The sequence below is a fragment of the Lysinibacillus sp. LK3 genome, assembly GCF_001043675.1.
GTDB classification, from domain to species: domain Bacteria; phylum Bacillota; class Bacilli; order Bacillales_A; family Planococcaceae; genus Lysinibacillus; species Lysinibacillus capsici.
The window spans coordinates 219,497-239,078 of the sequence record NZ_LDUJ01000014.1 but is presented as its reverse complement, the minus strand read 5'-3'; the positions used below and the strand labels follow the sequence as shown (position 1 = coordinate 239,078).

The 19,582-nt window shown below is 36.7% G+C and carries 24 protein-coding genes, 1 riboswitch and 1 other annotated feature; of the genes, 5 read left to right on the top strand and 19 right to left on the bottom strand.

The genetic code is table 11. From position 1 onward, the window contains the following. Positions 1–9: 9 nt before the first annotated feature. The 13 genes from VK91_RS09150 to comGA form a co-directional block, all read right to left on the bottom strand. Entirely contained in the window at positions 10–957 is a 948-nt protein-coding gene (locus VK91_RS09150; protein WP_048392267.1) for an ADP-ribosylglycohydrolase family protein, read from the bottom strand. Positions 958–987: 30 nt separating this feature from the next. Then, positions 988–1,755 (bottom strand): macro domain-containing protein, encoded by a 768-nt coding sequence (locus VK91_RS09145; protein WP_048392266.1) that lies wholly within the window; start codon positions 1,753–1,755, stop codon positions 988–990. Positions 1,756–2,153: 398 nt separating this feature from the next. Beyond that, positions 2,154–3,617, bottom strand: coding sequence for an aminomethyl-transferring glycine dehydrogenase subunit GcvPB (gene gcvPB / locus VK91_RS09140; RefSeq protein ID WP_048392265.1), 1,464 nt, complete (start codon positions 3,615–3,617; stop codon positions 2,154–2,156). Continuing rightward, the gene (gene gcvPA, locus VK91_RS09135) at positions 3,610–4,956 is read right to left on the bottom strand and encodes an aminomethyl-transferring glycine dehydrogenase subunit GcvPA (protein ID WP_004231057.1); all 1,347 of its coding nucleotides are present in this window, start codon (positions 4,954–4,956) and stop codon (positions 3,610–3,612) included. Before gcvPA ends, gcvPB begins: the two co-directional genes overlap by 8 nt. Positions 4,957–4,981: 25 nt before the next feature. Next, positions 4,982–6,085 carry a glycine cleavage system aminomethyltransferase GcvT gene (gene gcvT / locus VK91_RS09130; protein WP_048392264.1) on the bottom strand — a complete coding sequence of 368 codons (1,104 nt, stop codon included), beginning with the start codon at positions 6,083–6,085 and terminating at the stop codon, positions 4,982–4,984. Between the two features lie 248 nt (positions 6,086–6,333). Continuing rightward, positions 6,334–6,426: riboswitch (glycine riboswitch) on the bottom strand. Between the two features lie 144 nt (positions 6,427–6,570). Continuing rightward, positions 6,571–7,086 (bottom strand): shikimate kinase, encoded by a 516-nt coding sequence (locus tag VK91_RS09125; protein ID WP_004231053.1) that lies wholly within the window; start codon positions 7,084–7,086, stop codon positions 6,571–6,573. 20 nt (positions 7,087–7,106) lie between these two features. Further along, complete coding sequence (locus VK91_RS09120) at positions 7,107–7,268, bottom strand: hypothetical protein (RefSeq protein ID WP_225340350.1); 162 nt, start codon at positions 7,266–7,268, stop codon at positions 7,107–7,109. Positions 7,269–7,284: 16 nt separating this feature from the next. Further along, positions 7,285–7,710, bottom strand: coding sequence for a competence type IV pilus minor pilin ComGF (gene comGF / locus VK91_RS09115; protein ID WP_048392263.1), 426 nt, complete (start codon positions 7,708–7,710; stop codon positions 7,285–7,287). Beyond that, on the bottom strand, positions 7,703–8,020 hold the full coding sequence (locus VK91_RS09110) for a hypothetical protein (protein WP_048392262.1): 318 nt from the start codon (positions 8,018–8,020) through the stop codon (positions 7,703–7,705). The genes comGF and VK91_RS09110 overlap by 8 nt, the downstream gene beginning before the upstream one ends. Then, positions 8,013–8,450 carry a competence type IV pilus minor pilin ComGD gene (comGD, locus tag VK91_RS09105; RefSeq protein WP_048392261.1) on the bottom strand — a complete coding sequence of 146 codons (438 nt, stop codon included), beginning with the start codon at positions 8,448–8,450 and terminating at the stop codon, positions 8,013–8,015. Before comGD ends, VK91_RS09110 begins: the two co-directional genes overlap by 8 nt. Beyond that, complete coding sequence (gene comGC / locus VK91_RS09100) at positions 8,450–8,788, bottom strand: competence type IV pilus major pilin ComGC (RefSeq protein ID WP_048392260.1); 339 nt, start codon at positions 8,786–8,788, stop codon at positions 8,450–8,452. The genes comGD and comGC overlap by 1 nt, the downstream gene beginning before the upstream one ends. A 10-nt stretch (positions 8,789–8,798) precedes the next feature. Next, on the bottom strand, positions 8,799–9,872 hold the full coding sequence (comGB, locus tag VK91_RS09095; RefSeq protein WP_048392259.1) for a competence type IV pilus assembly protein ComGB: 1,074 nt from the start codon (positions 9,870–9,872) through the stop codon (positions 8,799–8,801). Then, complete coding sequence (gene comGA / locus VK91_RS09090) at positions 9,847–10,866, bottom strand: competence type IV pilus ATPase ComGA (RefSeq protein WP_048392258.1); 1,020 nt, start codon at positions 10,864–10,866, stop codon at positions 9,847–9,849. The genes comGB and comGA overlap by 26 nt, the downstream gene beginning before the upstream one ends. Before the next feature lie 327 nt (positions 10,867–11,193). Here comGA and VK91_RS09085 point away from each other — a divergent pair, with 327 nt between their 5' ends. Together VK91_RS09085 and VK91_RS09080 are read left to right on the top strand one after the other, a co-directional pair. Then, on the top strand, positions 11,194–11,904 hold the full coding sequence (locus VK91_RS09085; protein WP_048392257.1) for a metalloregulator ArsR/SmtB family transcription factor: 711 nt from the start codon (positions 11,194–11,196) through the stop codon (positions 11,902–11,904). Between the two features lie 117 nt (positions 11,905–12,021). Then, the gene (locus VK91_RS09080; protein WP_004231035.1) at positions 12,022–12,264 is read left to right on the top strand and encodes a DUF2626 family protein; all 243 of its coding nucleotides are present in this window, start codon (positions 12,022–12,024) and stop codon (positions 12,262–12,264) included. A 75-nt stretch (positions 12,265–12,339) separates the two neighbouring features. On the opposite strand, the gene VK91_RS09075 is transcribed toward VK91_RS09080, so the two are convergent. Continuing rightward, positions 12,340–12,984 carry an MBL fold metallo-hydrolase gene (locus VK91_RS09075; RefSeq protein ID WP_048392256.1) on the bottom strand — a complete coding sequence of 215 codons (645 nt, stop codon included), beginning with the start codon at positions 12,982–12,984 and terminating at the stop codon, positions 12,340–12,342. A 169-nt stretch (positions 12,985–13,153) separates the two neighbouring features. On the opposite strand from VK91_RS09075, the gene VK91_RS09070 reads away from it, so the two are divergent. Next, positions 13,154–13,333: a DUF2759 domain-containing protein gene (locus VK91_RS09070; protein ID WP_004231029.1), complete on the top strand. Its 180-nt coding sequence runs from the start codon at positions 13,154–13,156 to the stop codon at positions 13,331–13,333. 54 nt (positions 13,334–13,387) lie between these two features. On the opposite strand, the gene tyrS is transcribed toward VK91_RS09070, so the two are convergent. The 5 genes from tyrS to rpmG all read right to left on the bottom strand — a co-directional run bounded on the left by tyrS (position 13,388) and on the right by rpmG (position 18,473). Next, a complete protein-coding gene (gene tyrS / locus VK91_RS09065) occupies positions 13,388–14,602 on the bottom strand; it encodes a tyrosine--tRNA ligase (RefSeq protein ID WP_048392255.1) in 1,215 nt (404 codons plus the stop codon). A 140-nt stretch (positions 14,603–14,742) separates the two neighbouring features. Further along, positions 14,743–14,984, bottom strand: a binding site (T-box leader). Positions 14,985–15,239: 255 nt separating this feature from the next. After that, entirely contained in the window at positions 15,240–17,135 is a 1,896-nt protein-coding gene (locus VK91_RS09060; RefSeq protein ID WP_048392681.1) for an LTA synthase family protein, read from the bottom strand. A 280-nt stretch (positions 17,136–17,415) separates the two neighbouring features. Beyond that, the gene (locus VK91_RS09055) at positions 17,416–17,625 is read right to left on the bottom strand and encodes a YqgQ family protein (protein WP_004231021.1); all 210 of its coding nucleotides are present in this window, start codon (positions 17,623–17,625) and stop codon (positions 17,416–17,418) included. After that, a complete protein-coding gene (locus VK91_RS09050; RefSeq protein WP_048392254.1) occupies positions 17,618–18,211 on the bottom strand; it encodes a 5-formyltetrahydrofolate cyclo-ligase in 594 nt (197 codons plus the stop codon). Before VK91_RS09050 ends, VK91_RS09055 begins: the two co-directional genes overlap by 8 nt. Before the next feature lie 112 nt (positions 18,212–18,323). Next, a complete protein-coding gene (rpmG, locus tag VK91_RS22430; protein ID WP_008408521.1) occupies positions 18,324–18,473 on the bottom strand; it encodes a 50S ribosomal protein L33 in 150 nt (49 codons plus the stop codon). A gap of 150 nt (positions 18,474–18,623) precedes the next feature. On the opposite strand from rpmG, the gene VK91_RS09045 reads away from it, so the two are divergent. After that, positions 18,624–19,076 (top strand): hypothetical protein, encoded by a 453-nt coding sequence (locus VK91_RS09045; RefSeq protein ID WP_231595624.1) that lies wholly within the window; start codon positions 18,624–18,626, stop codon positions 19,074–19,076. Positions 19,077–19,079: 3 nt separating this feature from the next. Beyond that, positions 19,080–19,562: a hypothetical protein gene (locus VK91_RS09040; protein WP_048392679.1), complete on the top strand. Its 483-nt coding sequence runs from the start codon at positions 19,080–19,082 to the stop codon at positions 19,560–19,562. Positions 19,563–19,582: the final 20 nt, after the last annotated feature.

Below are 19,582 nucleotides of genomic sequence, written 5' to 3'. Positions count from 1 at the left end.
TAAACTTTTTTACGTCTGCGCTGCACAAAATTCATAAAACGCCAGGATTAAGGCATCAACCTTTTGTTTACTGACAATTTTACCTAACCATTCTTCCGGAATATTGTCCAACTGTTTATACATTCCCGCGATCGATCCTGTAATTGCTGCAACGGTGTCCGTATCTTCTCCTAAATTAACTGCCATCAGAATCGCTTCTTTAAATGTTGTAGAATTACCTACACACCAAATAGCCGCTTCTAACGAATGAACAATATAGCCACTCGATTGAATCTCGTCTTCAGGCGTATTTAAAAAGTTTTCATGAAAAATCCTTGCATAAGCATTTAACTCTGCTTTCATTTCATTTTGTAAATTATTTTGGAGTAGTTCAAAGACCTCTTTTAAGGCCACTTCTAGTGAATTATTTCGGTATAAGCTTAATAATAGTTCAATGTAAATGATGGACCCTACTATGGAACGCGGATGACCATGAGTAATCTCTGTATACTGATGAACTAATTCTTTTCTTTTAATAAAATCTAACTCATGCATTACCACGAATACTAAAGGAGCAATTCTCATTAACGTACCATTGCCATTATCAAATTCGCCCGTTTTACCACATTTTGCTGGCGGAACACCTTTTTTATAGTTCGAAACGGCTTCAGCTGTAGTAATTCCAATATCAAACATTTCGCCAAATGGTGTGAGATAGCCCTGCTCCATGTATTGTACAAATTTATTCATTAATGTTTTGGTATTCCCATTTTCAATAATGTTCTCGACCAGGCAGAGTGTTAAAGAAGTATCATCAGACCAAGTACCAGGTGGCTGATTGTAAGTACCGTACCCCATCACATCTTGCACATGGAAAGTCCCTCTTTGTTTAAACTCAACAGGTACGCCCATTAGATCACCGATAATCCCACCGTATAAAGTGTCAAACACCCGCTCCCTCAATTTTGTATCTACCATAGATGCCACCCCTAACTTTAATTTAATTTATCACAATTCAAAAACAGTACATTTAATTTTATAATAAATCAATTCCTCATTTATTATTTTTTCGATCTCTCTCCAATCTCCTCCAGCTAAACCTGAACCAATTTTAGGCATCTGTATCGATAATCTATTTTTTAAGGCAAACCTCGCAACTTTTCTTAAACATAAACGAAGCACATCATAATCAATATAGGTTGTACGATCTTTATCATTTTTCCTCACACCATGCTGTGCAAGCATATTGGCAACAAAAGTAGCTTTCTGCTGGTCTACACATACAAACTGAACCTCTCCTAACCCAAAAGTTTCTTTATCCTTCGACCATTTTACATAATCATTTTTAGCAATAGGGAATTGCTTTGATAAAGATAAAACAAAGCCTTTTCCCCATTTTCCTAAAATATTGACTACATGAATAATGAGTGTATGTTCTTCTAAAGGAAGAGATGCATCGCCCTTTAAGTAGTTTATTGGAGATTTGTTAGCTACAATTCCCTCCTGCCATTTTTTCTCAAAATCTAATCTTGTAATAGGTACACTATCGCTTACATCTAAACTATCGATATGTCCGTCATATAATAAAAATCCAATATCTTCGTTCCAATCGTGCAATGATGAAGAACAGTACATATCGTTTTTTATTATATTGATCTGCCTAGTTGCAACGCCATCATCAAATTCTGTATATAATTGACCATAACCTTTTAAAAATTCAATATTATCACATTTATAGTATAATAGACTATTACCAAACTTGATATCTTCTTCCATCACTTTCCCCCCTTAATAGAACCAACCTAACCCTATCTTGTGCTTAATAAGGTGCAAAGATTTTATTAATTATACTTTCGATTGTAGATAGTTAGGCACTAACTCTAAGTCCTTAAATTGAATCCCTTTAAGATGGAATTTTTCACAGATTTAAATTTTTCTGAACAAAACAGGTATCTACCCAGTTTAAATCGTTTAATGGAAATAAATCAAGATCAGAGTCTTTTAACACCAATCTTATATACTTATCAACGAAACTTCCATCAACTTTTAATTTTGCATTACTTGGCACTTCTCTTGTAAGATACTCAGATTTTCATAATCAATTGAAGATTCGTTTAGCCTGTAATTTAAGATGCAAAAAAAACCGCTCACATAAACGTGAACGGTTTTGTAGACTATGCTTTTTGATAACGAAGCACTGGTGTACGAGCAGCACGAGTTTCGTCTAGACGAGATACGACTGTTGTATGAGGTGCTTCTTGAACGATTGATGGATTTTCTTCTGCTTCTTTCGCAATTTGAATCATTACATCACAGAATGCATCTAACGTTTCTTTAGATTCTGTTTCAGTTGGCTCGATCATCAACGCCTCTTCCACATTTAATGGGAAGTAAGTTGTTGGTGGATGGTAGCCAAAGTCTAACAGACGTTTTGCGATGTCTAATGTACGAACGCCTAGTTTCTTCTGACGACGACCTGATAAGACAAATTCATGTTTACAGTGACGGTTATATGGTAGATCGTAGAATGGCTCTAAGCGACGCATCATGTAGTTGGCGTTTAATACAGCATATTCTGTAACAGCTTTTAAACCATCAGGACCCATTGTACGAATGTACGTATAAGCACGAACATTGATACCAAAGTTACCATAGTAAGGTTTTACGCGTCCGATTGATTGTGGACGATCGTAGTCAAAGTGGTATGTGCCTTCTTCAGTTCTTACTAATACTGGTTTTGGTAGGAATGGAATTAAATCTGCTTTTACACCTACTGGACCAGAACCTGGACCACCGCCACCATGTGGGCCTGTAAATGTTTTGTGTAGATTTAAATGCACACAATCAAAGCCCATATCGCCAGGACGTGCTTTACTCATTACAGCATTGAGGTTCGCACCATCATAGTACACTTTACCGCCTACAGAGTGAATTAGCTCTGCCATTTCGATAATGTTTTCTTCAAACAACCCTAGTGTATTCGGATTCGTTAACATTAGAGCTGCTGTATCAGAACCTACTACTTTGCGAAGGTCTTCGATATCAACTAAGCCATTTTCATCTGATTTAACAGTGATTGTTTCAAAGCCTGCTACTGTCGCAGATGCTGGGTTTGTACCGTGAGCTGAATCAGGAACGATTACCTTGTTACGGTGACCTTCACCATTTGCTTCATGGAAGGCACGAATCATCATTAACGCTGTCCATTCACCATGAGCACCTGCTGCTGGTTGTAATGTAACTTCATCCATCCCAGTAATTTCCACTAAAGAAGTTTGAAGATCATAAAGAAGCTCCATTGCCCCTTGTGCTGTTGATTCATCCTGTAATGGGTGAACATTTGCAAAGCCAGAAAGACGTGCAACTGTTTCGTTAATTTTCGGATTATATTTCATCGTACAAGAGCCAAGCGGATAGAAGCCAGAGTCTACTCCATGGTTTCTACGAGAAAGTGCTGTATAATGACGCATAATATCAAGCTCAGACACTTCAGGTAGTTCTGCTGCCTCTGAACGTACTAAGTTTGCAGGTAATAAATCTGCTAGGTCTACCTCAGGCACATCTAGTGCTTCTAAGCTATAGCCAACGCGACCTTCTTTTGAAATTTCAAAAATGAGTGATTGATTTTCGTTATGCATTAAGAGCCCCCATTTCTGCAACAAGTGCATCAATTTCTTCTTTTGTGCGTAATTCAGTTACTGCGATTAGCACATGATTTTTAAGAGAGTCATAATTTTGACCTAAAGGATAGCCACCGATAATACCCTTTTCGATTAAGCCTTTATTGATTTCCTTCACACATTTATTCGTTTTCACAACGATTTCATTGAAGTGTGCGCCTTGGAATGCTACTGTAAAGCCTGCTGCTTCAAAGGCATTTTTTGCATAACGTGTTTTCGCGATATTTTGAGTAGCCATTTCACGAATTCCTTGTTTCCCAAGAGCTGTCATTGCTACAGAAGCTGCAAGTGCAAGTAGTGCTTGGTTCGAGCAAATATTGGAAGTTGCTTTATCACGACGGATATGTTGTTCACGTGCTTGTAGTGTTAATACGTATCCACGACGACCTTCACCATCCACTGTTTCACCAACAAGACGTCCTGGTACCTTACGCATCAATTTTGTTGTCACTGCAAAGAAACCACAGTGTGGGCCGCCGAAGGCTTCAGAAATACCAAATACTTGCGCATCACCTACACAAATATCAGCACCAAGCTTGCCAGGAGGCGTTAAAATTCCTAATGCCAATGGGTTAGAAGATACAACGAGTAAGCTTTTTGCAGCATGTGCAATATCCCCGATCACTTGGATATCTTCCACTTGGCCAAAGAAGTTTGGATATTGTGCAATAACAGCTGCTGTGTTGTCATCGATTAACTCTTTTAATGCATCCACATCTGTCACACCATCTTTTTGCGGGATAGTCACGATATCAATGGATTGACCATATGCATATGTAGCAACAACATCGCGATATTCTGGGTGCACTGCTTCTGACACTAAAATTTTCTTGCGACGCGTATGACCAGCTGCCAACATACCCGCTTCTGCCAATGCTGTACCACCGTCATACATAGAAGAGTTAGCAAGATCCATTCCCGTTAGCTCAGCAATCATCGTTTGGAATTCAAAGATGGCTTGTAGCTCACCTTGTGAAATCTCTGGCTGATATGGTGTATAAGCTGTATAGAATTCTGAACGAGAAATAACATGGTCTACGATCACTGGTTTATAGTGGTTATAAACACCTGCACCTAAAAATGATACGTTGGCATTTGTGTCCTTATTTTTAGCAGCAAGTGCCGTTAACTCTTTTAATAACGCAGATTCTGATTTTGCTTCTTTAATATCATAAAGGCCTTTAAAACGGACTTTCTCAGGAATATCCTCAAATAACTCATCGACTGAGGATACACCGATTACGTCTAACATTTCTTTTTGATCTTGCTCCGTCATAGGTAAATAACGATGTTTCATAAATGTAGGTCCCTCTTTTCAACTATTATTTTGAACGCTTGTAAAACGGTGTTTCTACTGTTATTACCTTTAAGTGTTTACCGCGAATTTCAATTTCTAGTTCAGTTCCGATTGTTGCGAATTGACTGTCAATTAATGCGTGACCAACATTACGTTTTGATGAAGGAAGCTGTGTACCAGTTGTCACTTCACCGATTTCTTGACCATCCTTAAACACTTTGTAGCCATGGCGTGGAATGCCTTTATCAATCATTTCAATGCCTACAAGTTTGCGTGGTAGACCATTTTCCTTTTGAGCTACTAATGCTTCATGACCAATGAAGCCTTCTTTATTTAATTTCACAGCGAAACCAATACCAGCCTCTAGAGGAGAAATTGTTGCTGATAGCTCTTGACCATATAGTGGTAGCCCCGCTTCAAAACGAAGTGTATCACGACATCCTAGTCCAGCTGGAACCACACCTTTTTCTTGACCTGCCTCTAAAATTTTACCCCAAAGCGCTTTGATGTCTTCTGGAGCGCCATATAATTCAAAGCCATCTTCACCTGTGTAGCCACTGCGAGAAACTAATACTTTATGTCCTGCAACCTCCACATTCTCTTGGAAGCGGAAAAATTTAATGGCACTTACATCAGTCGAAGTAAGGGATTGAAGAACTTCTTCTGCTAGTGGTCCTTGAAGAGCAATTTGTGCGTAGGCATCCGATTGGTTATCAATCGTCACATCATATTGATGTTGATTTTCCATCATCCAATCATAGTCTTTTTCAATGTTAGCTGCATTGACACATAATAAATAGTGATTGTCAGCTAATTTATATGTTAATAAATCATCAACAACGCCACCATCTTCGTAGCACATTGCCGTGTACTGCGCTTGACCGTCAGCAATTTTTGATACATCATTTGATAAAAGATTTTGTAAAAAACCTAATGCATCGGGACCTGTTACTAAAATCTCTCCCATATGTGATACATCAAATAAGCCTGCACGATTACGCACTGCATCATGTTCTTCTTTAATAGAAGAGAATTGAACAGGTAATTCCCATCCACCGAAGTCAACTGTTTTTGCACCATATTTCGCGTATTCTTCAAATAGAGGTGTACGTTTTAATTCATTCGACATTCTTTTTTGCCCCCTTATTGTTAGTTACATTTTTACTGGTAGTAGTTCGTCTGCTTTTTGTATTCCTACAGTCAATTAAGTAAAACGTGCTATAGACATAAAAAAAGACAGACGAACCCCTTTTCGGGATTCTCTGTCCTTGCACCTGAAAGTTACACCAGACTGGCTCGCAAGCTTTACCGTTGCCAATCAGTCGGCTTTCCCCTTTGGTGGCTGTTATTGTTATACTACAGCTCTCTCCAGAGTTGCGTCTTGTACGAGTCCTTTTACCTGAGAGATTCATAGCCCATTGCTACTTGCTCCTTCGGTGGCGTCTACACGCTCTCTCCCCGCACAATCATCCGCCCAAGATAAATCTTGGTACTATTTAGTATTCAATGAACATTTAGTTACTTATTTGTCTATATCCTAACATTAAATGCATTGGAAAGGCAATCATTTTTTAAAAGATAATAAAACACGAACATTAAATAAATATACGCTATTCATCGTTCGTTTTTCAATCTTTTCACTTGAAATACTAAATACTCTAGAATTTGGCGAATCGTCCTACCTTCTGTCAGTACCTGAATATGGCCTGCATCACGGTAAAACTTCCTTCTGTAGTGATACAGACTTTCTAGCTCCTCTTTTGTAGAGCTCTGTACAATGGGTCTATTTGGATCATGCTGAACTCGTTTATAAATATCCTCAAACGACGCATCTAAAAAAAACACCAGTCCACTGCGCCTCATAATTTTTCGATTTTCAGCATTGATGGCAACGCCACCACCAGTCGAAATAATACAGGCCTCGTCCCTAAAATTTTTCAAAAATTCTGTTTCTATTTCTCGAAAGTGGGCCTCACCGTATTTTTCAAAAATCTGTGGAATTGTCATCCCCTGCTGACGCACAATCTCATGATCCATATCATAATATGGCATCTTCAATAAATAGCTTAAACGTCTTCCTAATGCACTTTTTCCACTACCCATAAAACCAACTAAATATATTTTTCGCAATTCGATTCACCTTCTTATAACTACGATTCTACACTGTCTGACAAAATTTGTCCCAATAAATTTATCGTAGCTCGAACATTCAATTTTTCTAGCCCATCATATGTTCGATACTGCATTTCATAAGACATATAATACGCAAGAACAAAAGTAGTTACAAAAAATAATAATGCAATTGCGATCAAAAAAATAGCCCCTCTGTCATTTTTCAATAATTGGCACATAAAAGGTTCGCTCCTTTTGAATACCACTAGCCATTTCAACAGCTACCGTCAGCTTATTTTCGGAATAGCTAAATTGACATTTATTGATTCCTATTAGCATAGGAACATGTCCACCCTTTACCTGCTCACGAATAATATTCGAGTAGCAATCAATATGATGGAGCGTATTAGCTGTTTGGAAAGTTATTCTTTTTTGATCTTCACGAATGGAAAAGGTGGAAATATCTTTTAGAGAGAGGTTCAAGTCAGAAACAAATAGTTCCCACTTTGTTTGTTCATCTATTAGCATAGTTGATTTCATTTCAGCAAACCAAAGTATTATAAGGACAAAAAAATGAGAAATAAGCACAAAAACGACTAATTGAAACATAGCTTCTATTAATGTATAGCCTTTCTCATTCATGCACTTCACCTGTCACTTGGATACATTTTTGGCGTGACTCCTGTAAATTTTGAAATTGGACACAAACTTGTTGTTCGTCAACTATCCAATGATAAGCAACCTGTTCAATGGTCCGAGAGCCCTCTGTTACTCGTATAGCATGGTACTGTTTTAAACCTTCGTATGCTGTTTCAGCTGCAATTAGCTCCATTTTTTTATTAGCAAGATTTGTTTTCATCGTATAGGTAATGGGGATTAACGAGGTACAAAGCAGCATCAAAATACCCACACCTAAAATAGTTTCTACAAAAGAATAGCCTGACTCATTCAATCCTAGCTCTCCCTCGCCCTAATGTTATGATTACTTTTTTCTTGCCCTGTGGTGTTTTAAATGCCATGGTGCCTGCTGTCATCACATTGCCGCTATAGTTATAGACAAGTGTTTGAATTGAACTCTCAGCTGGCAAAAATTCAACCCCCTTTGGAAAAGAGCGTTCATATAAATGAGTATAAATATCTTTTTGAATAGTATAACGATTTGTTGAACCTTCCATTTTCAGGGCTATATATTGTCGTTGGCTCATACTATAGGTTTGAATATATTGAATATCCAGTTGTAATTGCGTAAAAAATCGTTCTAATTCCTTGGTTTCTGCTATTTTCAATGAGAATTTACTAACAATCGCTGTTAAACTCATAACAAGAAATAAGACAACCAGCATTTCAAGAATTGTAAAACCACCGTTTTTATGAACATTCATTAGCTATCCGTACCTGTTTCCAAGTTGACATTGGCTGGACGTACCTCTCCCTCATTAGTAATCACTATTTCTTCTTTATTTGGGCAGGTTGTTTCATTTTCCTTTAAATAGCCCTTTGCCACTAAATCCTCTAAGGTAGGATAAGCCATATAATCTACACGATACGCCTCTACTTGACCTTGTACCATGCTTATATAAGCCGTACAGCCTTTCTTATCTATTGTGGCGAAATGCTTTGTAACATTTGGGATTGTAATTAAAATAAGAATAGAAATAATTAACAAAACTATAAGCATCTCAATTAAAGTAAAACCAGCTTGTTGGTTAAGACGTTTCATCATCTTCCTCCTAAACTAATTCAATCATGTGATAGATGGGTAATAATAAACTGATATAAGCCGCTATAATACAAGCAGCTATAAGGATAAAGAAACTTGGCTGCACAAAAGCTAATATTTTTTGCAAAAGCTGTTCCTGCTTTTCCATTAATAAATCGCTATACAATACTAACTCTTTTCCTAAATATCCGCTGTGCTCGCCATGCTCAACGAACATCGGAAAATCCTTTTGAAAAACGGCCATGATCGTTACCGCGTGTGTGAGTGATTCCCCAAAGATGACTCTATCTTTTATACGCTGTGAAAGAACTTGAAGAAATGGTTGTAGTTGCTGTTCCTCTAATAGCTGTAGGCTTGCTTGTAATGAAAATCCACTTTGTAGTAAGCTTCCTAAATAAGCAGCAAATTGCCTTGTCAAAGTCAACCTAAAATAGCGTTGTATAAAGGGGATTTTTAATAAGACTGTAAGTTGATGAGCAACAGCTTGTCGTTTAAGATAGAATCGAAAAAGGAATACGCTACCTATTACTATGAACATGGTCGAGATAACTACATCTGGAACATGCAATAACAGATTGGACAATGCAATGCTTGTCTCTTCTGTTTCAGAGGTACGACTGCCGACCATTCTTTCAATGTTCGGCAAAAAAAATGTACGAAACACAAAAAATAATAACAATAAAAAGATAATCAGTGTGACAGGATAGATCAGCAGCTTGATTAACTTTTTTTTAGTCTTTTCACTTACTGTTATCTGTTTAGCTACACCTTTAAACGCTTCTATCATGTGGCCATTGTTTTCCGCCACCTTAATTGCCATTAAATAATGATTCCCTAGCTGTAATGTTTCAAATATCCCTGCAACGCCTACTCCTTGTCTGAGCTTTTCATCAATTTGCTGCTGTATATCCTCATGTGCTTCAATATGATGAGGTAGTAGCATGGAAATAGCTTGGGGAAATAAATATCCTTCCTGCATTAATACACATAAACGATTGAAAAGCTGAGCTTGCTCCTTTACCCGCCATTTCGTAGCCCGATTATAAAAAAGAACAATTTTATCGATGTATGTTTGTAACTGCATATAGGCTCTCCACTAATTCTTTTTGTCCCATTAATGTTAAATCATAAGGAAGTTTGTAATTGCCCTTATCTTTGATAGCGGTGATGGCTCTTGATAGATGGTCATCATGTAATATCTCAAAGATAGCTCGACGTTCTTCATGTATAGCTGAGGTTTGAACAAGCATTTGGGCAACTATACCGATAACCGTTTGACGAAGCTCCTCTATCGACACACCTAAATCCATTAAACGATAGAGACAATTAATGGAGTCTTTTGCATGAATAGTGGAGACAACTAAATGCCCTGTTAGAGAGGCTTGGATGGCAATATTTGCTGTTTCTCTATCGCGAATTTCACCAATCATAATGACATCAGGTGAATGGCGCAAAATGGCTTTTAATCCTGCAGCATATGTAACGCCTGCTCGCTCGTTGACTTGAATTTGAAGTAAATTGGCTTGGCTGTTTTCTACAGGATCTTCTAAAGAAATCACATGTCGATTCAATTCTGTGGAACAGTAGTGGATGAGGGAATAAAGTGAAGTAGACTTGCCAGAGCCGGTTGCTCCCGTAAAAAACAGAAGACCTTGTCGGTTTTGTACCAGCTCCATGAGTTTGTAAGCTGCGCTTTTGGAAAAGCTTAGGGAAGTTAGTGGAAATGCATGATTTTGGAGAAGTAAACGAATAATTAAGCTTTCTTTTAAAAATACAGAAGGCAGTGTGGATACACGAAACGAATAAGAATTTTGCTCCATTGCCTTTTGAAAGGCACCGCTTTGAGGTTTACGACGCTCACTAATATCTAATTCTGCAAGAAATTTATAGTAAGAGATCATTCTTTCTGCAAGTTCATGAGGTAGCTCACCAGCGTGGAGAAGTTTATCATATTTTCGAAAATAGATCCGATACTTTATGTTTCCTAGAACTAGCAATAAATCGGATGCTCCAAAATGATAGGCCTTTAGTAAAAGTTGCTCACATTTTTGTTCGACAACTGTTTCAAAATTCTGCATATATGCACCTCTCTTTTAGTTCATTCGAATATGACCGCTCTATTCGTTATTTCCTAGTATAAGGAGGAACTCGCCACGAGAAAAGCCCTTTTCAGAAAATAAAAATTTATAAGTTAATTTTCTGCCAATAATGTTTTTTGCTATAAAAATGTGGATAAAGTGCAATTTTCCACTAAAAAAGAATATAAATACATGAAAAAATTAATATTTATGCCGAAATGAACTGTATCTTTTTCAATAATACAATATAATAGTATCAACATGATTATTTTCCTAACACTTGGTAGACGAACATAATTTTTATAATTAATTAAAGAGGTGAAGCTCATGATCCATCCATTAAAAATTACTAGTACACTAGCGGATGAAACAAGATACTCTATTTATGAGTACATATTGCAAGAGAAAAAAACAGTTACTGTACAACATATTGCTGATAAATTCGGTATCCATCCAAACGTTGCTCGACTTCATTTAACGAAGCTTTCAGAAATAAATATTATTACAGCTGACTATGTAAAAACAGGTAAAGGTGGCAGACCCGGACGTGTTTATAAAGCTTCAGAAAAAGGCGTATCTCTTACTTTTCCAAGACGTGATGAAGATCGTTTATTAAAATGGACAATACAATTAATTGAAGACTTTGGTCCATCTGCATTAACAAAGTGCCAGGAAATTAGCTACCAAGACGGCTACCAGCAAATGAAAAATTATATGAGTGCTGAACTGACATTAAGTAATTCTCTTTCCTTCGATGAAAAACTTCAGCTATTAACGGACAATGCCGCTTTAATTGGCTATATTCCACAGATTCAACAAACTGAGCAAGGAAAAAAAGTTATCTTCTCTATCTTCAATTGTCCATTCCAGGAGCAACTGACAGCCTATTCTGAAATTGTTTGTTCATTACATGAATCCTATTTAAAAGGGCAATTAGATGCATTGTTTACGAACAATGAATTTGTGCAAATGGAAAGTATGATACATAATTGCGATTTATGTAAATATGAAATAAACGTGACAGAAATCGATAGCTAGATTAAAAATCCATTTGTTTGTCACAAACATGGAGAAGTTCCAGTTTACAGACACCTTTCATATCATTTATAATGAGTAAGAGATTATTGTGTCGTGGGCAAAAGGAGGGGAAATTTCATGGATAATATGTATAAAGTTATGGCATTCTGGACAGGTATTTTTGCCGTTATGTTCTACCTTGGAGGTATGAACGAGGTATCGCTATTATTCTTAGGTAATACAGGTTTATTCTTATTATTAGGCTTCTTAAACCTTTCAGAACGTATGTACATGTACATTTTCGGAGCATATTTAACTGTATTCTTCGCTGGCTTCACGTACTATACAACATTCATTCACGTACCTGGTGGCGGTCATTAATACAAACAAAATCGCGTATCTCACTTTCGGTGAGATACGCTTTTTTATGTGCTAAAACAGTTTATTGTCCATGTTTTAAAATCCATTTAAAAAAGGATTTGTCTCCATTTCTGCACCTACCGTTGTATAATTACCGTGTCCAGGATAGATAATAGTATCCTCAGGTAATGTCAACAGTTTATTATGGATAGATTCCAATAAAATTTTGGTTGATCCACCTAATAGATCTGTACGTCCTACACCTTGTTCAAATAACGTATCTCCCACGATGGCAAAACCGTCGTTTTCAAAGATATAAGAAATACTCCCCGGTGAATGCCCAGGTGTAAAAACAGCTTGAAACACAAAATTACTCATTTCAATTTGCTGTTCTTTTTTGATGATTGTATCTTGCGCTGGTGCGGCTACCCTATAATCTGGTAATGCAGGATATTTACTAGAGCCATTCTTCGTTGGATCTGCTAGCCAACTAACTTCCTTTTCATGAATCCATACAGGAACGTCAAATACCTCACGCACTGCATCTACTGCCCCTATATGATCAAAATGGGCATGTGTTAAAAAGATAGCAAGAGGTTTTAAGCCGTTGCTACGGATTGTTTTAATTAGACGCTCCGCCTCTTCACCTGGATCAAATACGATACATTCTTTTTCTTTATTCGATACGATATAGCAATTCGTTTGGACGGGACCAAGAGAATAACTTCGTACGTTCATCATAGTTATCACCTCAACTTCCTATTATACAGGCTTTGCCACAATTTGACGATAAATGTTCATAGTTTACAGTATTTTAGTCCTCGACAAAAACAAGTAGAACGTTTACAATTAAGGAGGAATATTGTTTGCGACATTCATTTTCTGATGTCGAAAGGAGTGTCTATTTTTAATGAACTTATTAATGGTTATTTTTGGTCTAGTAGCGATTTTAGCTGTATTTGGTACATTCCAAGCAATTAAAGAAAAGAACCTATTAAGCGTTGTTTTCAACTTATTAAGTGCTGCTGTATTCGGATGGTTCGTCATCATGACGATTGTTCACAGCGGTTACCCACCAAAATTACACTAAAATTCAGACAGAAAAAGAGCAGTCTCTTCGGAGATTGCTCTTTTTTGTCTATTATTACTTATTGAATTGAAGAAACCGCTTCTTGCCGATTTGTAGTACATCATTATTCATTAATACTTGTGATATGTCATCCATCGCCATTTTTTCTCCATTCAAGGATACTCCTTTTTGCTTGATTAACCTCAAAAACTCACTCTTACTTTGAATAAAACCCATTGCCACTAGTTGTGGAATGATATCCACGATTCTTTCCTTATCAATTTCTAAGAGCAGTATAGGAATGTTTTTTGGTATTTCCTTTTTTTGAAATGCTGCTTCAAAATAAGCTCTTGCTTCCTCCACTGCTGTAGATCCATGGTATAAAGCCGTTATAATTTCTGCTAATAGGAATTTCAAATCGCGGGGATTCTCTCCCTTTTGTAGTCTATCTTGAATAGCCTGCACTTGTAGTGGATGCTCATCTGTTGCTAATTCGAAATATTTGATAATTAAAGTATCTGGTACTTCCATCACCTTTTTAAACATAATCTCAGGTGCTTCATTGATGCCAATATAATTACCTAAACTCTTACTCATTTTTTCAATACCATCTAACCCCTCTAGTAAGGGCATAAAAATAGCAATTTGTTTTTCTAATCCTCGATGCTTTTGTAAGGTGCGTCCCATTAAAATATTGAACGTCTGATCCGTTCCACCTAACTCTATATCTGCCTCAAGTTCTACTGAATCATATGCTTGCATAAGTGGGTAGAAAAACTCATGTATACCAATTGGGATGTGCTGCTGGTAACGTTTCTGAAAATCCTCGCGCTCTAGAAGTCGAGCAACAGATGTTGTGGCTGCTAGCTTGATGACTTCTTCAAAGGACAGCTTCGCTAACCATTCACTATTAAAACGAACCGTTGTCTTGTTCGGATCTAGTACTTTAAAAATTTGCTCACAATAAGTTTGGGCGTTTTTCTTCACTATATCGTCATTTAAGGCTGTTCGCCCCTTAGCTTTACCTGTAGGATCGCCAATTCGTCCTGTAAAATCACCGATAACAATAACTGCATGATGGTTTAAATCTTGCATTTGCTTGATTTTCCGTAGAACAACCGCATGACCTAAATGAATATCTGGTGCGGACGGATCGAGCCCTAGCTTAATCGTTAAAGGTCGCTGTTCTTTATACGATCGCTCTAATTTTTCAAATAAATCCTGTTCATCAACGATCTTGTTAGCACCCTTCTTGATAATCGCTATTTGCTCCTTTGGTGTTAAAAACATACGAAACATCTCCTTGTAATATTAAATATTAATATTGCAAGTTCTATAAGAGTAAATGGGGTACCAATTTTGTTTACAAGGCTTTAATAGCTTTACACGTTTTTGCTTAGAAGGCATAAAAAAACGCCTTTAGGAAATTCCTAAAGGACGTAGATAAACGTGTTACCACCTTTTTTCAAGAGCTATTCACATAGCTCTCCTCAACAAGTACAGCCATAGCGATACTTTTGCAATGATTACGGATGCAACCCCGTCGTAACCTACTATAGTTTCGGTACGCAGCTCCAAGATGTATTCACTTTAATATCCCCTTGCGCCTCTCAACAACCGGCTACTCTCTGTCAGTTCCATTAAAGTTACTCGTTCTTTTCGATGCCTTTCACTCTTATACTCCGAAATGCGAAAAACAAATCTTCGTTATGCAGATATTTACACTTATTATAATCGTATCTTGCTATTTGTCAATAAAAAGAAATGTTCAATAAAGTGTATTCACGTTGCATAGTGTTGTAAAACATTGCGAAAAGTGTTTTCTTTAGCATAGGATTCACAAAAAAATTTTATGAATAGTGCTTGAGACTAATTCTTTTTTATCAGCAATAAAAAAGAGAGATCCCTATACGAGATCTCTCTTTGATTATTTAACTGAATCCTGCTTTAAATTACCTGTTTTTTCGTCATAGAAGCGAAGTAAGTCTCCATTAATGATGGCATCAGAATTTTCTAGCTCCATTGTAGCACGATCAGCATAAGACTGACATGGCTCACCATCTATTTCTTCGCCAGTTGCTTTGTCATAGCAAGCTTCACCAGCATAGACGTATTTATCTGTAATAAAACGTCCATCACGGAAGACTACAAAGTCCTCATGCTCTGGAGAAAATAAATCTGCACCCATTTGCATATCTTTTGACGTTTCAACGCCAAGAAGGTGTAAGATCGTTGGACGTAAATCCATTTGTCCTGAAATCTCAGTCATTTCTTTTCCATCGCCCGCTCCTGGGATATGGATGAATAAAGGTACTTCTTGAAGCATTGCATTATCCATTGGTGTAATTTGATCTTTTCCTAAATATTGTGCCATTGCTTTATTATGGTTCTCAGAAATACCATAGTGATCCCCATACATCACAATAATAGAATTATCATAGACACCTTGATCTTTTAACTGTTGGAAGAAGTCTTTTAAAGCCTCATCCATGTAACGTACTGTTTGGAAGTAACGATTTAATGTACCTGAATTTGAATCATATTCAGGAATCATAATATCTTCTGGATCCAATGTAAATGGATAATGGTTCGTTAAAGTAATAAGTCTAGAGTAGAATGGCTGAGGCATATCTTTCATTAAAGCAGCTGATTGCTCTAAGAATGGAACATCTTTCATTCCCCAGTTTACAGCTTGCCCCTCTTCCACAGTATATGAATCTATATCGTAGAATTTATTAATTTTTAACGATTGATACATCATGTCACGATTCCAGAATGATTTATTATTAGGGTGCATGACATTTGTAAAGTATCCATTTTCTCCAAGGCGTTCAGCCATTGAATTATACGTATTTCCACCATGCGTGAAGAATACAGCACCTCGACCTAAACCAAACAGTGAGTTTTCAACAATAAACTCCGAGTCAGATGTTTTTCCTAACCCTGTTTGGTGATAGAAGTTACTGAAATAATACGTATCTTTATCTTTTGTTAAAGAGTTTAAGAATGGCGTAATTTCGTGACCATTCATGTCATTATTAATGACAAAGTTTTGTAATGACTCCATCGATACCACAATCAGGTTACGACCTTTATATTTCCCAAACATCTCTGGATTTACAGCAGCCTGATTAGAACGTATATAGTTGTTCACTTCTACTAATTCACTACCATCGGCTAACGCACGTTGAGCAGATGATTTAGATTGAATATAAATGTCATACAAGTGGTAATTGTACGTACCAATGTTTTTTACTAATAATTCGCGGTCAAAACTACGTGTTAGTAATTGTGGGCGCTCAGTTTCTGCTAATCCTAAATTTAAGAATGTCATTGCTATTGCAAGCACAAAAAATGCACGACGGAATTCAATATTCACTTTAAATGCATCTTTCATTTTTGGTAAAAATTTATTCGCTAAGATTAAGATAACGACATCAACGAAATATAATACATCCCAAGGCTCAACAATGGCTGCTACTGATGTTCCTAAGTCACTAAAGTTACTTGTTTGGAATAATACTGGTAGCGTAATAAAATCATTGTAGAATCGATAGAACGCTACATTTCCGTATAAAACAATGGACAAAATAACGCTGACCGTAATCAAATAACGATTTCTAGCTTTTGCTGATTTAAAGAATAGTGATAAACCATACGTAAATAGCAAGAAGCTTAATGGATTAATAAATAAAATAAATTGTTGCATTGCATTTTCAATTTTCATTTCAAAGCTTGTGTGGTAAACAATGACCGTTTTGATCCAAGTTGCTATAATTGCTAGTATCATAAATGAATGTTTAGGCCACTTTATTGATTTCATTCCTAACATCCTCCCTACTTCCTTACAAAAAAATAATAATTATTTACATTTTGTTACGGAAACAAAATATATCTTAATCCTTTTTTAACAGATAATCAACACATATCTTAGGGAAAATTTTTTCTCCCTGCTCTTTCTATGCACCAGATATCTATATATACGTTTTGCATTGTAAAAAGTTTCGTAAAAACATAAAAACAGCGGAAACCCACTGTTTTTAAGAATATTACATACATGTTACATTAATTTTACAATACCCAATTACATTATATTTCAAACATTACTTTTTATGCTCTTCCATACGAAGTCTTGTTGTTTCTTGTCGAATAAGCAGTAGAGCCATTTGATAATCTTTTATATCTAGTACATTCGCTTTATAGAGCTCACGTATTTCATCCTCCATCAACATCAAATCGCCAATAGGATCACGTGTATAAATATAGGTACCATATGTTTTCAAGAGTTCATAAATATCTAGCATTTTATCCATTTTCATTCGCTCCTCGTTGTGCAACACAGTCAATACGTTTTGTGGGCGTCACAATGATATCTACTGGGCAATCATGTGCTTCAGTAGGAACACAATCAATGATTTGCTCATCAAAGAGCAGCGACATCAGCTTACCCTTATTATAGTTTAATACATAGCGGTCATAATAACCACCGCCATAGCCGATTCGATAACCGTATGGATCAAAAACAACGCCTGGTACAACAATGATATCCATCTCATTTGCGTCAACAAACTCACTTTTTGCTGGAATGGGCTCACGCAAATGCATATATACAGTTTCAAGCTGTGCAAATGATTCAATGGCATAAAATGACATTTCTCTTGTTTTTGGGTGACATTTAGGAACTGCGACCTTTTTACCTAGTTTCCATAATTCCTCAATTATAAGAATTGTGTCGACTTCTGGCTTATTTGAAATGGTCATGCCAATTGTATTTGCTTCTATTATATATGGTTCCTGTAGCACCTTGTTTAACACAGCTAATGATTGACGATGATAGTCTTCATCCGTCATAGTTGCAAGGGCTTGGCGTACCGTGTTTCGTAAAGTTGTTTTATCCATCTAGGCTACCTCCTATATCGTAAAACTTCATATCCTCCTGGAATTGTTACATTGAATGATGTGATAAAATGTAGAAAGCCAAAACCACTTGTGGTTTTGGCTTAATGAGCGATTACTTAGTTTCACGGTGAAGAGTGTATTTCTTCTCGCGAGAGCAATATTTTTTAAGTTCAAGACGCTCTGGATTGTTACGCTTGTTCTTTTTAGAAATGTAGTTACGTTCGCCGCAATCTGTGCAAGCTAAAGTAATATTTACGCGCATCATTAACCCTCCCACTCTATATCAAGAATTTAAATTTGAGCATGATTTATACGACTAACCTATTATAACATAAACTGAAAAAAAATCTACCTTCATTTCATATTAAGTTTGCATATGGTAAAATATCTTATAATTACATACTACATTGAGGTGAAACTATTGGATTTATCCATCGTATTAATGAGTATTGGCATTTTTCTGATCATCGTTTCGTTCTTTTTCAAAAATAGCTCGAAAAAAATCGAACAAGATGTCGAAGAATTATCTATCTCCATCTTCCAAGAAACGAATAATTTAAAACGTCGCCTTAAGATTGTGGAGGAAGAACTTTTACTAGAGCCAGAGTTCCAAGTGAAATCAAAATCAAGTATCCCTCCAAAAGGTCAAGATCCTAAAGTGCACCAAGTCATGCAGGCCGTTCAACAGGCTGCACAGAGTTCAAAAGTTGGACAAACAACAGCACCAGCAAAACCGATTCATCAAATTATTATTAGTCAGGTACTTGAATTAAATAAACAGGGTCTTTCTGTAGCAGATATTAGTATTCGCTCAAATTTAACAGAAGAGCAAGTTCGGCAAGTGATTGCAAACGGGGGGCGTTGATTGATGAATAAGTCTGCCATTCGTGCATTTGGTATAGCCATTTTTCTTGTTGGGGCATTGCTTGCACTAGCAAACCGCTTCGATGTAAATATTGGTCTTCCTACTAAGGAATTTTCCAATCAACAACAGGTAAAAGAACTACAAAACAAATTAAGTAAGGCCAATCAGGAAATTGCCTCGTTAAAGGATCAATTAAAGCAAGTACATACGACTGAAAAAACTTCTACAACAGATGCATCTGAACAAGCTGATGAAGAAGCAGATACAGATGTAACAACGATGTCTCTGCAAATCTATAGTGGTATCACACCCTATAGTGTGGCCCAAAAACTTGAAGACGGTGGCATTATTACCAATAGTGTTGAAATGGAGTTACTACTCGCTAACCCTAAATATGCTAGAAGCTTACAAATCGGCTCCTATGAAGTCAATTCTGCCATGACTTTAGAAGAAATAGCTAATTTAATTACAGGTAAGAAACAATAACATAAAAAGCTGTCGCCCAT

Excerpts from the sequence above, each read along its gene's own strand:
- VK91_RS09150 (WP_048392267.1), bottom strand. The coding sequence starts at position 957 with ATGGTAGATACAAAATTGAGGGAGCGGGTGTTTGACACTTTATACGGT.
- VK91_RS09145 (WP_048392266.1), bottom strand. The coding sequence starts at position 1,755 with ATGGAAGAAGATATCAAGTTTGGTAATAGTCTATTATACTATAAATGT.
- gcvPB (WP_048392265.1), bottom strand. The coding sequence starts at position 3,617 with ATGCATAACGAAAATCAATCACTCATTTTTGAAATTTCAAAAGAAGGT.
- gcvPA (WP_004231057.1), bottom strand. The coding sequence starts at position 4,956 with ATGAAACATCGTTATTTACCTATGACGGAGCAAGATCAAAAAGAAATG.
- gcvT (WP_048392264.1), bottom strand. The coding sequence starts at position 6,085 with ATGTCGAATGAATTAAAACGTACACCTCTATTTGAAGAATACGCGAAA.
- comGF (WP_048392263.1), bottom strand. The coding sequence starts at position 7,710 with ATGAATGAGAAAGGCTATACATTAATAGAAGCTATGTTTCAATTAGTC.
- comGD (WP_048392261.1), bottom strand. The coding sequence starts at position 8,450 with ATGAATGTTCATAAAAACGGTGGTTTTACAATTCTTGAAATGCTGGTT.
- comGC (WP_048392260.1), bottom strand. The coding sequence starts at position 8,788 with ATGAAACGTCTTAACCAACAAGCTGGTTTTACTTTAATTGAGATGCTT.
- comGB (WP_048392259.1), bottom strand. The coding sequence starts at position 9,872 with ATGCAGTTACAAACATACATCGATAAAATTGTTCTTTTTTATAATCGG.
- comGA (WP_048392258.1), bottom strand. The coding sequence starts at position 10,866 with ATGCAGAATTTTGAAACAGTTGTCGAACAAAAATGTGAGCAACTTTTA.
- VK91_RS09085 (WP_048392257.1), top strand. The coding sequence starts at position 11,194 with ATGATCCATCCATTAAAAATTACTAGTACACTAGCGGATGAAACAAGA.
- VK91_RS09080 (WP_004231035.1), top strand. The coding sequence starts at position 12,022 with ATGGATAATATGTATAAAGTTATGGCATTCTGGACAGGTATTTTTGCC.
- VK91_RS09075 (WP_048392256.1), bottom strand. The coding sequence starts at position 12,984 with ATGATGAACGTACGAAGTTATTCTCTTGGTCCCGTCCAAACGAATTGC.
- VK91_RS09070 (WP_004231029.1), top strand. The coding sequence starts at position 13,154 with ATGAACTTATTAATGGTTATTTTTGGTCTAGTAGCGATTTTAGCTGTA.
- tyrS (WP_048392255.1), bottom strand. The coding sequence starts at position 14,602 with ATGTTTTTAACACCAAAGGAGCAAATAGCGATTATCAAGAAGGGTGCT.
- VK91_RS09060 (WP_048392681.1), bottom strand. The coding sequence starts at position 17,135 with ATGAAATCAATAAAGTGGCCTAAACATTCATTTATGATACTAGCAATT.
- VK91_RS09055 (WP_004231021.1), bottom strand. The coding sequence starts at position 17,625 with ATGGATAAAATGCTAGATATTTATGAACTCTTGAAAACATATGGTACC.
- VK91_RS09050 (WP_048392254.1), bottom strand. The coding sequence starts at position 18,211 with ATGGATAAAACAACTTTACGAAACACGGTACGCCAAGCCCTTGCAACT.
- rpmG (WP_008408521.1), bottom strand. The coding sequence starts at position 18,473 with ATGCGCGTAAATATTACTTTAGCTTGCACAGATTGCGGCGAACGTAAC.
- VK91_RS09040 (WP_048392679.1), top strand. The coding sequence starts at position 19,080 with ATGAATAAGTCTGCCATTCGTGCATTTGGTATAGCCATTTTTCTTGTT.